Below are 13,785 nucleotides of genomic sequence, written 5' to 3'. Positions count from 1 at the left end.
GCGGGCCCGGACGCCGCGGAACCCGCCCTCCGGGCGGACGACGGGACTTTGCGGACACGACCTAGACGTTCTGGCCGCTGCCGCCGGCCGCCACCCGCTTGATGCCCTTGGTGATCTCGTCGATCACGGCCGCCTTCGTGCCGACGTCGACGCCGAAGCGGACGACGACGAGCTGCTCGGAGCCGGCCGGCGAGGGGAAGGCGAGCGACTCGACGTAGCCGTCGTCACCCTTGCTCGTGACGACCTTCCAGCGGACCAGGTAGCCCTTCTGCCCGGCCACGGTGACCGACTCGGACGCGAGCTCCCGGTGCGAGGTGATCTTCCCGTAGGTCTTGCCGCCGTACGACTCCTCCGCGTTCTTGGAGATGTCCTCCTTGGCCGCCGCCTCCGCCGTGGTCGCCTTGAGCTTCAGCGCCACGGCGGGCGCCGAGTACGCCCCGCCCTTGGTGCAGGTCTGCGAGGTGTCGCCGGGGCACTTGTAGGAGTCGTCCGAGGTGACGGAGGCACCCAGGCCGCTCTTGCCGGTCCAGCCGTCGGGGACCGGGAGCGCGATGCCGCTCATGGCGTCGGTGGCGAAGCCGTCCTCGGTGGGCGGCTGCCCGGACGGGTCCGGGGCCGGTGACTGCCCGTCGGGCCCGCCCGAGCCGCCGGGAGCGCCGTCGGACCCGCCCGTGCCACCGGGGCCGCCCCGGCCGTTCTGCCCGCCCGGCCCCTGGGAGTTGGCGCCGTTCCCGCCGCCGTCGTCCTTCGTCAGCGCGTACACGCCGCCGCCTATGCCCGCGAGAACCGCGACGGCGACGGCGACGGCTATGCCCGTGCGCAGTCCGCGCCGCGCGGGTGGGACCGGATGGCCCCCCGGCGGGTATGCCGGGGGACCCCAGGGGGCGGCGGACCCGACGGCGCGGGTCTGGTCCGTCCATGCGTTGCCGTCCCACCAGCGCTCGGTGGGGGGACGGTCACTTGTCTGACCCGGATCGGGATACCAGCCGGGAGGAGTCGCCTGCGTCATGGGACCCACCGTATGAGCCCTGGGTGAAAAGGGGATGAGAGGGCTCCCGAAGCGTGACCCGGGGGCGACGTCGCCGATGCCGTCCCGTGACGGGCCGCGCGCGGTGTCACCGCACGACGAGCCGCACGGGTGAACTCGGACCACTCGATGAAGTGGCCGACCGAGCCCGGAAGCAGGGCCCCGCGGGACTGCCGGGCCGGTCGGCGCGCGGCTCCGGGGCCCGCACGGAGACCGTCATGTCGCATCCTCCCGCGGCCGGCCCGGACCGGCCGCGCCGACGCGGACCGGTCCCGTCCACGCCGGAAACAAGCTTCAGTTTCATGGATATGACTGTCAATAACTTCCAGGGCGCTGGTCGCGACCCTCGCGCGTCGCCTTCGGACCCACACCGTCACCCGTGGCGGCAACAGCTGCCCTGACCGGCCTCCACTTCGGCCGCCGGGCGGCTAGGCTCGTTCTTCGTACGTCGTTTGGGCGACCTGGGGAGGTAGCGGGATGACGGAGGCACGGCCCCAGGTGGCCGCCTCGGCCTCCCTGTGGGAGCGCGACGAGGAACTCGCCACGGTCCGGCGGGCGATCACCGCCCTGCGCGCGGACTCGGCGTCCTCGGGAAGTCTGCTGGTGTTCACCGGCGAGGCGGGGCTCGGCAAGACCGCCCTGCTCGCCGAGACCCGTCGCCTCGCGGAGAGCAGCGGCTGCACGGTGTGGTCGGCCCGCGGCGGCGAGACCGTCACGTCCGTCCCCTTCAACGTCGTACGCCAGTTGCTGCAGCCCGCCCTCGTCTCGCTGCTGCCCGAGGAGGCGCGCGAGTACCTGGGCGACTGGTACGACATCGCCGGACCCGCGCTCGGCGTGACCGATCCCGGCGACCGACAGCCCGATCCGCAGGGCGTCTGCGACGGACTGGTCGCGGCGGTCCGGCGGCTCGCCCGGCGCGAATGGCCCCTCGTGCTGCTGATCGACGACGCGCACTGGGCCGACCAGGAGACGCTGCGCTGGCTGGCCGCGTTCGCCGAGCGTCTCGACGACCTGTCCGTCCTCGTCGTGGTCGCCCGCCGGCCCGGCGAGGTGAGCGGGGAGAGCGCCCGCCACCTCGACACGGTCGCCGCCGCGGCCCGCCCGGTCACCCGGCTGAGCGCACTGACCCCCGACGCGGCGGCCGGACTCACCCGGGCCACGCTCGGCGAGCACGCCGACGCGCCGTTCTGCCGGGAGGTCTGGGCGGTCACCGGCGGCAACCCGTACGAGACCGTGGAACTCCTCGCCAAGGTCCAGGACAGCGACCTCGACCCGGTCGAGGCCTCCGCCGCCGAACTGCGCGCCCTGAACCGCTCGGCACGCGGCCGCGGCCTCGTCGCCCGGCTCGAAGGACTCGGCATCGACGCCACCCGCTTCGCCTGGGCGGCCGCGATCCTCGGCACCGGGATCTCCCTGGACCTCGCCGCCCAGCTCGCCGGGATGCCCCGCGAGGACGCGCTGCGCTGCGCCGAACTGCTCGGCGCCGCCCGCATCCTGACCGCCTCCGAATCCGCGAACGGCCAGCTTCCCGAAGGCGACCTGGAGTTCGTGCACCCGCTGATCGCCAGCGCCGTCTACCGCTCGATCCCCGACGCCCTGCGCACCGCGATGCACGGGCAGGCCGCGTGGGCCGTCACGGACTCGGGACGCGGCGCCGCCGCGGCCTCCCGCCACCTCCTCGAAGTCCACCCGGACGACGACCCGGAGCTGGTCGAGCAGTTACGCGAGGCCGCCCGCGAACACCTCGCGGTCGGCGCGCCCGACGCGGCCCGCCGGTGCCTGGAGCGCGCTCTCCTGGAGCCCCCGCTGCCGGACACCCACGCGCGCGTGCTCTACGAACTGGGCTGCGCCACGCTGCTGACCGCACCCGCCAGGACCATCGGTCATCTGCGTTCGGCGCTGCAGATGCGGGGTCTCGAGGGTGAGCTGCGGGTGGACGCCGTCTTCCGTCTCTCGCAGGCCCTGCTCCACAACGACCAGCTGGAGGAGGCCGTCCGCACGGTCGACGCCGAGGTCGCCCGGCTGGAGCCGGGGCCCGCCCGCATGCGGCTCCAGGCCGTGCACTACATGTGGGAAGGCATCCACGCGGGTGAGGACGGTTCCTCCGGCGGCTCCCGCGGCCTCGCCGAACTCGTCAGGACGTGCACCGGCCGGGACAACTCCGAGCGCGCCCTGCTCATCCTGCGCGGCTTCGACGCGATGATGCACGGCGAGAACGCCGAAGAGGTCGTGGAACTCTGCGACCGCGCCCTCGTCAACGGCCGTCTCGCGCCCGGACTCGGCTGGACCGACACCGAGTGGGGCATCGAGCTGCTCATGATGCTGAGCAGCTCGTACGCCTACGCGGACCGGCTCGACCGTGCCGAGAGCCTCTTCAGCGAGGCCCTGCGTGCCTACGAGACGGCCGGCTGGAGCGGCGGCCACCTGGCGCTGGCCCACGCCTACCTCGGCCTGGCGCACCGCAGGCGCGGCAGGCTGGCCGACGCCGAGGCCTCCCAGCGCGAATCCCTGCGCCTCGCCGAACGCGTCGGGCGCGGACTGCCCCTGTACTGGTCGGCGACCTGCGGCCTCATCGACACGCTGCTCGCCCGCGGCCATGTCGACGAGGCGGAGGAGATCGCCGAGCGGTACGGATTCGCGCCTCCGTACCCGTCCACCATCGTGCTGCCCGACACCCGTTCCGTACGCGGCCGGCTGCTGCTCGCGCTCGGCCGCACCAAGGAAGGCGTCAACGAACTGGAGGCCGCGGAGAAGGCGGCCACCTCGCGCGGTCACCACAACACGGTGCTGGCCCCGTGGGCCGTCGACCTCGCCAGGGCGCTGGCCGCCGACGACCCGGTGCGCGCCGCCGCGCTGGCCGGCGAGGCCCGTCGGCAGGCCGAGCGCTTCGGCACGGACACCGCCATCGGGGAGGCGCTCCGCTGCGCGGCGTCCCTGGAGTCGGGCCAGCGCGCGGTACGGCTGGCGGCCCAGGCGGTCGCCTATCTCGAAGCCTCGCCCTGCCAGTTCGAGCACGCGGCGGCCCGCGTCGAGTACGGCATCGCGTCCCGCTCGGCCGCCGAACTCCACAAGGGCCTGACCCTGGCACGCTCCTGCGCGGCGGACGGCCTGGTGAGAAAGGCGGAACAGGCCCTGCGGGGGCTGTAGCCCACGGCACCCCGCGGTGGTCCGGCCCGGGGTGTCCTGCGGCTCTCCGGGCCCGGGTGCCGCGCGGCTCTCCGCTCCGAGGCACCCCGCGGTGGTCCGCCGGCCGGGTCCATGACGGGTCGCCGGACCGGCCCTCCACGGGAAACAGCGCCGCGGTCAGCAGGTCCCGTCCGCGTCCTCCTCGGCCAAGGCCCGCTGGGCGACCGCGAAGGCCGCGTTGGCGGCCGGGACACCGCAGTACACCGCGCTCTGCAGCAGCACCGCCCCGATCTCCTGCGGAGTCAGCCCGTTCCGCCGTGCCGCCCGGACGTGCATCGCCAGCTCGTCGTGGTGGCCGTGCGCCACCAGGGCCGTCAGTGTGATCATGCTGCGCTCGCGGCGGGACAGTGTCGGGTCGGTCCAGATCTCGCCCCACGCGTAGCGCGAGATGAAGTCCTGGAAACGGGCGGTGAAGGGGGTCTGCCGGGCCTGGGCGCGGTCCACGTGCGCATCGCCGAGGACCTCGCGGCGCACCTCCATACCGCGCCCTGCCGCACCCCCGAGGTGCCCGCGCAGGGCGGCCAGCACGGCCTCAGGGCGCTCCGCCGGCGCCAGATGCGAGGCTCCCGCCAGCTCGGTGAGCGAGGAGCCGGGGACCGCGTCCGCGATCTCGCGCAGCTGCGCCGGCGGAGTCGCCGGGTCCTCGCGGCCCGCGATCAGCAGGGTCGGGACGCGGATCGACGCCAGCCGGTCGCGCAGGTCGAAGGCGGCGAGCGCGTCGCAGCAGGCCGCGTACGCCGACGGGTCCGCGTTCCGGTGGTCCTCGACGAGCCGCGGGACCGTGAACCCCGGGGTGAACCAGCGTGCGTCGGCGGTCGCCGCGAGCTGCGCGAGGCCGTCCCGGCGGACCAGCTCGGCCCGCTCCCGCCACGGCTTCGCGCCGTTGAAGTGGGCCGAGGAGCAGATGACGGCGAGGGACGACACCCGGTCGGGGTGGTGCACGGCGAGGTGGAGTCCGACCGCGCCGCCCAGGGACACACCGGCGTACGCGAACCGGTCGATGCCGAGGGAGTCGGCGAGGGCCAGCACCAGCCCGGCCAGGTCGGCGACCGTCGCGCCGGGACCGATCAGCGACGCGGGGGAGCCTCCGTGGCCCGGCAGGTCCCAGCGGATCACCCGGTGGGTGACGGACAGTTCGGGCGCGACCCGGTCCCACAGCGCGGTCGACGTGCCGAGCGACGGCCCGAGAAGCAGCGGGGGAGCCGTACCGGATCCCTCCGCGCGGTGGTGCGGCAGCGGCCGGGACGGCTCGGTGGTCAAGATCGCTCCAGGGCACGGTCGGTGAGGGCTCCGGCGGCGCCGGAATAGCGGGCGGGGTCGGTGAGGTCCGCGAGGTCGAGGTCCGCGAGGTCGGGTTCCTCACGGAGGACGTCGAGCAGCGGCCGGTCCTCCGTGACGGTCCGTTCGGCGGCCCGGGTCAGCAGCTGCCTGGCGCGGGTCCGGCCGAGGACGGGGGCGAGTTCGGCGGCGAGCCGCTCGGAGACGATCAGGCCGCGGGTGAGTCCCAGGTGCGCGCGCATGGCGTCCGTGTTGACCTGGAGGCCCTCCGTCAGTTCGGCGGCGTCACGGGCCGCGCCGCCGACCGCCCGCAGCAGGTCACGCAGGGGCTCCCACTCGGAGTGCCACGCGCCCGCGGGACGCTCGTCCTCGGCGGCCATCGCCGCGTAGAGGGTGGCCGCGAGGTGCGGCGCCCGCCGGGCCGCGGCGGCCACCAGCGTCGCCCGCACGGGGTTCGCCTTGTGCGGCATGGCCGAGGAGCCGCCACCGATGCCCTCCGCCAGCTCACCGATCTCGGTACGGGACAGCGTGAGCACGTCGGCGGCGGTCTTGCCGAGCGCACCGGCCGTGAACGCCAGCGCCCCGGCCAGGTCCGCGACCGGTGTACGCAGGGTGTGCCACGGCAACAGCGGTTCCGCCAGGCCGAGTTCACAGGCGTACGCCGCCGTCAGCGCCCGGGGGTCACCGGGCACGCGCCCGCCTCCGGCTTCCGCCGACTCGGTCCCGAACGCCGTGAACGCGGCCAAGGTACCCGCGGCGCCGCCGAGTTGGGCGGGCAGTGAGTCCCGTACGGCCGAGACCCGGTCCCTGGCGTCCAGCACCAGCGACCGCCACCCCGCGGCCTTCAGACCGAAGGTCGTCGGCACGGCGTGCTGGGTGAGCGTCCGTCCGGGCAGCACGGTGTCCCGGTGCCGCGCGGCGAGCCGGGCCAGCGCCGACTGCGTACGTTCCAGGTCGGCCAGGACGGGATCCAGCGTGCGCGAGGCCACCAGCATGGTGGCCGTGTCGACGATGTCCTGGCTGGTCGCGCCGCGGTGGACATACGGCCCGAACTCCTCGCCGACCGCCTTGGTCAGGTCCGCGACCAGGGGAATCACCGGGTTGCCGCCGGACCGGGCGCGCAGCGCGATCGACCGCACGTCGAAGCGCGCGGCGTCGGCCGCCGCGTCCACCGCGGCGGCCGCCCGCGCCGGGACGAGCCCGAGCGACGCCTGGGCGCGGGTGAGGGCGGCCTCCGCGTCGAGCAGTGCCCGCAGATACGCGGTGTCGCCGGTGGCGGCCTGGGCCGCCGACCCCGCCCACCCGGGGGCGAGCAGGCCGGCGTCGGACTCGACGGGGTCGACAGCTGTCACCGGAACTCCAGGAAGACCGTTTCGCCTTCGCCCTGAAGACGGATGTCGAAACGGTACGTCCGGTGCGCCCCCTCGGCCGCGATCAGCGTGGCGCGCCGCTCGGCCGGAAGCGAGTCGAGCAGCGGGTCCGCGCCCTCGGCGAGATAGGCGCGGGTGAAGAGGTGGTGCAGCAGTCCGCGGGCGAACACGCACACGCTGATGTACGGCAGCCCGCGGTTGCCGGGCGGCAGCGTGTGCAGGGCGTAGTGCCCGTCGGCGTCCGTGGCGACCCGGCCGAAGCCCGTGAAGTCGGTGCCGTTGCGGCCGAGGTGTCCGCCGGTCACCGGGTCGCGCCGCAGCGACCCGGGCGCGCCTGTCAGCGAACCGTCGGGGGCCGCCTGCCAGAACTCCACGAGGGCGTCGGGGACCGGGCTGCCGGCGCCGTCGAGCACGTACCCGTGCAGCGTGATCGTGTCGGGGTGCCCCGGTGGCGCCACCTGCCCGCCGTCGGGGAACGGCAGCGCGTACCCGTAGAACGGGCCGACGGTGTGGGAGGGGGTGGGGAGCGGCTTCTCGCTCATGGCGGTCAACGGCCTTCCTCGATCCAGGTGGCGGAGGGACCGTCGAGGACGATGTCCCACTCGTAGCCGAGCGAGAACTCGGGTCGGGACAGGTCGTGGCGGTACGTGGCGACCAGTCGGTCGCGCGCCGACTCGTCGGTCACGGACCGCAGGATCGGGTCGTAGCGGAACAGCGGGTCGTTCGGGAAGTACATCTGCGTGACCAGGCGCTGGGTGAACGCCGTGCCGAACAGCGAGAAGTGGATGTGCGCGGGCCGCCAGGCGTTGGTGTGGTTGCGCCACGGGTACGCGCCCGGCTTGATCGTCGTGAAGGAGTAGCGCCCCTGATGGTCCGTCAGGGTCCGGCCCACTCCGGTGAAGTTGGGGTCGAGCGGCGCCGGGTGCTGGTCGCGCAGATGGGCGTAGCGGCCGGAGGCGTTCGCCTGCCAGATCTCGACGAGCTGACCGCGTACGGGGCGACCGCCGCTGTCGAGGATGCGGCCGGAGACGGTGATGCGCTCACCGAGCGGCTCACCCCGGTGCTGGACGGTGAGGTCGTTGTCGGTCTCGGTGGTGTCGGTCGGGCCGAAGACGGGACCCGACAGCTCGACCGTCTCGGGGTCGCCGCCGTTCACGGCGATCAGCGGCTGCTTGGGGTGGCGCAGTACCGAGCTGCGGTACGGGGCGTACCCGCGCGGCGGGTGGTGCCGGGCCGGCGCACCGCCGGCGAGTGCCTTGTCGTAGGCGTCCTGGAGTGCGTCGACCTCGAGGTCGATGTCCGACTGGGTGAGAGCCATGGGGCGACTTCCTATCGTTCGAGGACGAGGGCGAGGCCCTGGCCCACGCCGATGCAGAGGGTGGCGACGCCGACGCCGGAGCCGGCGGCCGCGAGCTGGTGGGCGACGGTGCCCGCGAGGCGGGCGCCGGACGCGCCGAGCGGGTGGCCGAGCGCGATGGCGCCGCCCCGCGGGTTGAGGACCGCCGGGTCGAACTCGGGCCATTCGGCGACGCAGCCGAGTACCTGCGCGGCGAAGGCCTCGTTCAGCTCCAGTGTCGACAGGTCGCTGAATCTCCTGCCCGCCTTGGCGAGCGCGCGGTGGACGGCCTCGACCGGGGCGAGTCCGAAGTAGTGCGGGTCGACCGCGGAGACGCCGGAGGCGCTCACCCGTGCGAGGGGTTCGCGTCCGGTGGCCTTCAGGCCTTCCTCGTCCACCAGGAGCAGGGCGGCGGCACCGTCGTTGAGCGGGGAGGCGTTGCCCGCCGTCACGGTCCCGTTCTCCGTGCGGAACGACGGCTTGAGCCGGGCCATCGCCTCCAGGGAGGCGTCCGTGCGGACGGACTCGTCCGCGGCGAAGGCGACCGGGTCGCCCTTGCGGCGGGGGACCGGCACGGGCGCGATCTCGGTGTCGAACAGGCCCGCGGCCTGCGCCGCGGCGGCCTTGCGGTGACTGTTCAGGGCGAACTCGTCCTGCCGTTCACGCGTGATGCCGTGCTTCTCGGCGATCAGTTCGGCCGACTCGCCGAGCGGGACGGTCCACTGCGGTTCCATCCGCGGGTTGACCATGCGCCAGCCCAGCGTGGTGGAGTAGAGCTCGGTGTGGGCGGCCGGGAAGGCCTTGTCGTTCTTGGGCAGCACGTAGGGGGCGCGGGTCATCGACTCGACACCGCCGGCCAGGGCGACGGAGGCGTCACCGAGCGCGATGGCGCGGGCGGCCTGGATGACCGCTTCGAGGCCGGAGGCGCACAGCCGGTTGACGGTGACGCCGGGCACGGAGGTGGGAAGTCCGGCGAGCAGGGCGGCCATGCGGCCGACGTTGCGGTTCTCCTCACCCGCGCCGTTCGCGTTGCCGAAGTACACGTCCTCGATCCGCGAGGGGTCCAGGCCGGGTGTCCGGGCGAGGAGTTCGCGGATGGCGTGGGCGGCCAGGTCGTCCGGGCGGACGCCGGCCAGCGACCCGTTGTACCTGCCGACCGGTGTGCGGACCGCGTCGACGATGTAGACGTCCCTCATGAGCTCTCCTCGGGCAGGCGAACCTCGGCGGCGGTTCTGGCGGCGATGTCCTCGGCGGTGACGCCCGGTGCGCTCTCCACCAGCACCAGGCCGTCCTCGGTGACGTCCAGGACGCCGAGGTCGGTGATCACACGGTCGACGCACCGCCTGCCGGTCAGCGGCAGCGTGCACTCCTGAAGGATCTTGGGGGAGCCGTCCTTGGCGGTGTGGGTCATGACGACGATGACCGTGCGGGCGCCGTGCACCAGGTCCATGGCCCCGCCGATGCCGGTGATCAGCTTGCCGGGGACCGCCCAGTTGGCCAGGTCGCCGTGGGCGGAGACCTGCATGGCGCCGAGCACGGCGACGTCGATGTGCCCGCCCCGGATCATCCCGAAGGACAGCGCGGAGTCGAAGTAGGAGGCGCCGGGCAGGACCGTGACGGTCTCCTTGCCCGCGTTGATCAGGTCCGGGTCGACCTGCTCCTCGGTGGGGTAGGGCCCGGTGCCCAGGATGCCGTTCTCCGACTCCAGGATCACCTCCACGCCGGGCGGGAGGTGGTTGGGGATCAGCGTGGGCAGTCCGATGCCCAGGTTCACGTACTGGCCGTCCCGCAGCTCGCGGGCCGCCCGGGCGGCCATCTCCTCCCTGGTCCAGGCCATCATGCACCCACCGTCGTGCCGGTCGCGGGGGCCGAGACCGTCCGCTTCTCGATCGGCTTGGCGCTCGCCTGCCCGGGCGTGAGGGCGACGACGCGCTGGACGAAGACGCCCGGGAGGTGGACGGCGTCCGGGTCGATCGCGCCCGGCTCCACCAGCTCCTCCACCTCGGCGATGGTCACCCGCCCGGCCATCGCGGCCAGGGGGTTGAAGTTCCGCGCCGACTTGTTGAAGACGAGGTTGCCGTGCCGGTCGCCCTTCGCGGCCCTGACCAGCGCGAAGTCGGTGCGGATGGCGTGCTCCAGCACGTACTCCGTGCCGTCGAACTCCCGTACCTCCTTGGGCGGCGAGGCCAGCGCGACGCCGCCGGAGCCGTCGTAGCGCCAGGGCAGCCCGCCGTCGGCGACCTGTGTGCCCACCCCGGCCGGGGTGTAGAAGGCGGGGATCCCGGCGCCGCCGGCCCGCAGCCGCTCGGCGAGCGTCCCCTGCGGGATCATCTCGACCTCCAGCTCACCGGACAGGTACTGCCGGGCGAACTCCTTGTTCGCGCCGATGTACGAGCCGGTGACGCGCGCGATCCGGCCCGCCGCGAGCAGGACCGCGAGCCCGGACTCCATCGCGCCGCAGTTGTTGGACACCACGCCCAGGCCGGACACGCCGCGCTCGTACAGCGCCCCGATCAGTACCGCCGGCACCCCGCTGAGGCCGAAACCGCCGACCGCCAGGGTCGCGCCGTCCGGCACATCGGCCACCGCCTCCAGGGCCGTGGCGACCACCTTGTCCATCCGTGAAGCCCCATCTCTCCCGAGCATCCAGCGCCGCAATTAGTCAGGGCACTGATTATCTGTGCGAGGTGTCCCACACGCTGCCATCGGATCCCCGGGCAGTCAAGACATCAGCTGTGCGTGGGCATGTGCGTCGCGACGCGGCACGGAAGGTCAGAGCGGAGGGCGGGTATTGTTCAGTGCACCAACGAAAGAGACTCTCGTACGTCGCGGCAGCCCGCGGGTACGCGGACCGAGGAGCGCACATGGCCGCGGTGGACCTCTCCACCCATCCCGGGCACCTCGCCCGGCGGTTGCAGCAGGCGCACTACCTGCTGTGGAACACGATGGTCTCCGAGGAGATCACCTCGCCGCAGTTCGCGGTCCTGAACGCGCTCGTCGCGGAGCCGGGCCTCGACCAGCGCACCGTGGGGGAGCGGGTGGGGCTCGACCGGTCCACCATCGCCGAGGTCATCAGCCGGCTCGGCCGCCGCGGTCTGCTGGACAAGGTGCGCGACCCGCAGGACGGCCGCCGCTTCCTGCTGCGCCTCACGGACGACGGCCTGCGCACCCATCGGAAGCTGACCGTGCGCACGGCCCGGATGAACCAGGTCTTCCTCAACCCGCTCTCCGCCGAGGAGCAGACCCGGTTCTTCGACCTCATCCGGCGGGTCGCGGACGCCGCCGAGGGACTCCGCAACCCGGCGGAGCCCCTCGCCGCGAACGAGGCCTGACCGGCCCTGCCCCGGGCGGCACACCTCACTGCTGGGCGAGCACCACCCAGACCTGGCCCTTCGCGAAGTTCATCCGCGTACCGTCCGCCGTGGTGAACCGCGTACCGTCCGCCGCCGAACGCCGGTGCCAGTCGACGTCGAACACCTGCCCGTCGCGCAGCACTTCGGCCTTGCCCGACCCGACGGTCTGCGTGTACGGCGTGCTGTTCCCGAGGAAGTCGTGGAACCGGGACGTCCGCACGGGCACGTGCTGCACGACCACGGTCGCGGGCGCCACCGGAACGCCGTCCGCCGTCACGGTCGGCCTGCCGTCCGTGGTCACCAGCCAGCGCCCCCGCTCCGCTGACCAGGTGAAGGTGAAGCGGGCCGCCGGGAAGCGGACGGTGCGCTCGTCCTGCGGGCTGCCGCCCGCCGGTGCCGCGCCGTAGCGGAAACCCGTCGTCAGGGCGTCCGCGCCCGGCGCCGAGCCCATCAGTTTCCGCGGGCGCAGGTAGAGGTTGTGGGGAGCCGCCTTGTCGGTGCCGCGGAAGTACGCGGCGGAGTTCTCCTCCGGGCGGACCGCGCGCAGCGGCGCCTTGTCGATCAGCGGCAGCAGCTTGTGCTGCGCGCCGGAGAAGGCGAGCGTCGGCTCGTCGAACTGGCGCAGCAGCTCCAGATCCGATTCGCGGGCACTGCGCACCGGGCCCACCACCTCGGGCAGTTCGGTCGCGTACACGGCCATCAGCCGGCTCAGCCCGCCCTCGACCTGCTCCGCGTACACCACGTCCGCGGCGTTCAGGCCCGTCTGCGGCCGCGCGTCGCTCGCGTTGTCGATCTTCACCGCGAGCACCGGATCGTGTGGCCCTTCGGTGGCCTCGGTGGGGGCCGGCTTCTCGTGCCGCCCGCGCCCGTCGTCGGGCGCGCCGCCGCCGGTGCAGCCCGCCAGCAGGGAACCCGTCACCGCGGCGGCCACCAGCGCCGCCGTCGTCATGCCGCGCCGCATCCGTGTCCTCTGTCCCATGCCCACCGTGGCCACCATGTCCTGTGCTGTCGATTGTGCGCTTATACGTTCATCGGTGGCCATACCCGATCTCTTCCGCATGTGCGCGCCGGATGGGCCGAACGGCCCAGCGGATGACAGCGGCGCGGCGCCCCGAAGGGCCGCACCCCTCAGGCGTCCGGGCCGAGGATCTCCGAGAGGTCGTAGGTCACCGGCTCCTCCAGCTGCCCGTAGGTGCAGCTCTCGGCCGTACGGTCCGGGCGCCAGCGGCGGAAGCGCGCCGTGTGCCGGAACCGCGCGCCGTTCTCCATGTGGTCGTACGCCACCTCCGCCACCCGCTCGGGCCGCAACGGCACCCAGGACAGGTCCTTCTTCGACGACCACCGGCTCGGCGCTCCGGGAAGGCGCGCGGATTCGTGCGCCGCTTCGTCCGCCCAGGCCGCCCAGGGGTGCGCGCCGACGTCCGGCATCCGCAGCGGCTCCAGTTCCTCCACCAGCTCCGCCCGGCGCTTCATCGGGAAGGCGGCGGACACCCCCACGTGCTGGAGCGCGCCCCGGTCGTCGTACAGACCCAGCAGCAGTGAGCCCACGACCGGCCCGCTCTTGTGCAGGCGGTAGCCCGCGACCACGACGTCCGCCGTGCGTTCGTGCTTGATCTTGAACATGGCGCGCTCGTCCTGCCGGTAGGTGACCGTCGGCGGCTTGGCGATCACCCCGTCGAGACCCGCCCCCTCGTACTGCTCGAACCACTGCCGGGCGACCTCGATGTCCGTCGTCGCCGGGGCGACGTGGACCGGGGCGCCGACTCCGGACAGTGCCGTCGTCAGGAGGGTGCGCCGGTCCGTGAGCGGCACGCCGAGCAGGGACTCGTCCGCCAGCGCCAGCAGGTCGAAGACCACCAGGGAGGCCGGGGTCCGCTCGGCCAGCATCCGCACCCGAGAGTCCGCCGGGTGGATCCGCTCCGTCAGCGCGTCGAAGTCCAGGCGCCCGCCCCTGGCGATCACGATCTCGCCGTCCAGCACGCAGCGCGTCGGCAACCGCTCCCGCAACGCCGCCGCCAGCTCGGGGAAGTACCTGGTCAGCGGCTTGCCGGTACGGCTGCCGAGCTCGATCTCGGCACCGTCGCGGAACACGATGGCCCGGAACCCGTCCCATTTCGCCTCGTACTGCATGCCCGGCGGAATCGTCGCCACGGACTTGGCGAGCATCGGCTTCACGGGGGGCATCACCGGCAGGTCCATGCTCCGATTCTGCGGGCAACCCCACCGGTTCGCCCG

Annotated in this window: 12 protein-coding genes; 2 read left to right on the top strand and 10 right to left on the bottom strand. The window is 73.5% G+C overall.

Annotated elements, in window-relative coordinates; translation table 11 throughout:
• Positions 1-61: 61 nt before the first annotated feature.
• On the bottom strand, positions 62-1,009 hold the full coding sequence (locus ACFYP4_RS12235) for a DUF2510 domain-containing protein (protein ID WP_358851941.1): 948 nt from the start codon (positions 1,007-1,009) through the stop codon (positions 62-64).
• Positions 1,010-1,504: 495 nt separating this feature from the next.
• Between ACFYP4_RS12235 and ACFYP4_RS12230 the strand changes: the two genes are divergently transcribed.
• Positions 1,505-4,174, top strand: a complete 2,670-nt coding sequence (locus ACFYP4_RS12230; RefSeq protein ID WP_358851940.1) for an AAA family ATPase — start codon at positions 1,505-1,507, stop codon at positions 4,172-4,174.
• A 156-nt stretch (positions 4,175-4,330) separates the two neighbouring features.
• Here the strand turns inward: ACFYP4_RS12230 and pcaD are convergent, their stop codons facing one another.
• Genes pcaD through ACFYP4_RS12195 form a run of 7 tightly spaced genes read right to left on the bottom strand, consistent with a single transcriptional unit; the run spans position 4,331 to position 10,816 of the window.
• Positions 4,331-5,473, bottom strand: a complete 1,143-nt coding sequence (pcaD, locus tag ACFYP4_RS12225) for a 3-oxoadipate enol-lactonase (RefSeq protein ID WP_358851939.1) — start codon at positions 5,471-5,473, stop codon at positions 4,331-4,333.
• Positions 5,470-6,843, bottom strand: a complete 1,374-nt coding sequence (gene pcaB, locus ACFYP4_RS12220; RefSeq protein WP_388785005.1) for a 3-carboxy-cis,cis-muconate cycloisomerase — start codon at positions 6,841-6,843, stop codon at positions 5,470-5,472. Before pcaB ends, pcaD begins: the two co-directional genes overlap by 4 nt.
• Positions 6,840-7,403: a protocatechuate 3,4-dioxygenase subunit alpha gene (gene pcaG / locus ACFYP4_RS12215; RefSeq protein ID WP_358851937.1), complete on the bottom strand. Its 564-nt coding sequence runs from the start codon at positions 7,401-7,403 to the stop codon at positions 6,840-6,842. The genes pcaB and pcaG overlap by 4 nt, the downstream gene beginning before the upstream one ends.
• Positions 7,404-7,408: 5 nt before the next feature.
• Complete coding sequence (pcaH, locus tag ACFYP4_RS12210; protein WP_358851936.1) at positions 7,409-8,179, bottom strand: protocatechuate 3,4-dioxygenase subunit beta; 771 nt, start codon at positions 8,177-8,179, stop codon at positions 7,409-7,411.
• A gap of 11 nt (positions 8,180-8,190) precedes the next feature.
• Positions 8,191-9,393, bottom strand: a complete 1,203-nt coding sequence (locus tag ACFYP4_RS12205; RefSeq protein WP_358851935.1) for a thiolase family protein — start codon at positions 9,391-9,393, stop codon at positions 8,191-8,193.
• A complete protein-coding gene (locus tag ACFYP4_RS12200; RefSeq protein WP_358851951.1) occupies positions 9,390-10,034 on the bottom strand; it encodes a CoA transferase subunit B in 645 nt (214 codons plus the stop codon). The genes ACFYP4_RS12205 and ACFYP4_RS12200 overlap by 4 nt, the downstream gene beginning before the upstream one ends.
• On the bottom strand, positions 10,034-10,816 hold the full coding sequence (locus tag ACFYP4_RS12195) for a CoA transferase subunit A (RefSeq protein ID WP_388785002.1): 783 nt from the start codon (positions 10,814-10,816) through the stop codon (positions 10,034-10,036). Before ACFYP4_RS12195 ends, ACFYP4_RS12200 begins: the two co-directional genes overlap by 1 nt.
• Before the next feature lie 245 nt (positions 10,817-11,061).
• On the opposite strand from ACFYP4_RS12195, the gene ACFYP4_RS12190 reads away from it, so the two are divergent.
• Positions 11,062-11,529: a MarR family transcriptional regulator gene (locus ACFYP4_RS12190; protein WP_358851933.1), complete on the top strand. Its 468-nt coding sequence runs from the start codon at positions 11,062-11,064 to the stop codon at positions 11,527-11,529.
• A 25-nt stretch (positions 11,530-11,554) separates the two neighbouring features.
• Here the strand turns inward: ACFYP4_RS12190 and ACFYP4_RS12185 are convergent, their stop codons facing one another.
• Complete coding sequence (locus ACFYP4_RS12185; protein WP_358851932.1) at positions 11,555-12,529, bottom strand: DUF3048 domain-containing protein; 975 nt, start codon at positions 12,527-12,529, stop codon at positions 11,555-11,557.
• A 149-nt stretch (positions 12,530-12,678) separates the two neighbouring features.
• The gene (locus ACFYP4_RS12180; RefSeq protein ID WP_358851931.1) at positions 12,679-13,749 is read right to left on the bottom strand and encodes an ATP-dependent DNA ligase; all 1,071 of its coding nucleotides are present in this window, start codon (positions 13,747-13,749) and stop codon (positions 12,679-12,681) included.
• Between the last annotated feature and the right edge of the window lie 36 nt (positions 13,750-13,785).

This window comes from Streptomyces sp. NPDC005551 (assembly GCF_042871785.1).
Taxonomy (GTDB): domain Bacteria; phylum Actinomycetota; class Actinomycetes; order Streptomycetales; family Streptomycetaceae; genus Streptomyces.
The sequence above is the reverse complement of the archived record's forward strand: the minus strand, read 5'-3'. Positions and strand labels throughout refer to the sequence as shown.

What these genes read in the sequence shown, in the direction of transcription:
- ACFYP4_RS12235 (WP_358851941.1), bottom strand. Translation starts at nt 1,009, where the DNA reads ATGACGCAGGCGACTCCTCCCGGCTGGTATCCCGATCCGGGTCAGACA.
- ACFYP4_RS12230 (WP_358851940.1), top strand. Translation starts at nt 1,505, where the DNA reads ATGACGGAGGCACGGCCCCAGGTGGCCGCCTCGGCCTCCCTGTGGGAG.
- pcaG (WP_358851937.1), bottom strand. Translation starts at nt 7,403, where the DNA reads ATGAGCGAGAAGCCGCTCCCCACCCCCTCCCACACCGTCGGCCCGTTC.
- pcaH (WP_358851936.1), bottom strand. Translation starts at nt 8,179, where the DNA reads ATGGCTCTCACCCAGTCGGACATCGACCTCGAGGTCGACGCACTCCAG.
- ACFYP4_RS12205 (WP_358851935.1), bottom strand. Translation starts at nt 9,393, where the DNA reads ATGAGGGACGTCTACATCGTCGACGCGGTCCGCACACCGGTCGGCAGG.
- ACFYP4_RS12200 (WP_358851951.1), bottom strand. Translation starts at nt 10,034, where the DNA reads ATGGCCTGGACCAGGGAGGAGATGGCCGCCCGGGCGGCCCGCGAGCTG.
- ACFYP4_RS12195 (WP_388785002.1), bottom strand. Translation starts at nt 10,816, where the DNA reads ATGGACAAGGTGGTCGCCACGGCCCTGGAGGCGGTGGCCGATGTGCCG.
- ACFYP4_RS12190 (WP_358851933.1), top strand. Translation starts at nt 11,062, where the DNA reads ATGGCCGCGGTGGACCTCTCCACCCATCCCGGGCACCTCGCCCGGCGG.
- ACFYP4_RS12185 (WP_358851932.1), bottom strand. Translation starts at nt 12,529, where the DNA reads ATGGGACAGAGGACACGGATGCGGCGCGGCATGACGACGGCGGCGCTG.
- ACFYP4_RS12180 (WP_358851931.1), bottom strand. Translation starts at nt 13,749, where the DNA reads ATGGACCTGCCGGTGATGCCCCCCGTGAAGCCGATGCTCGCCAAGTCC.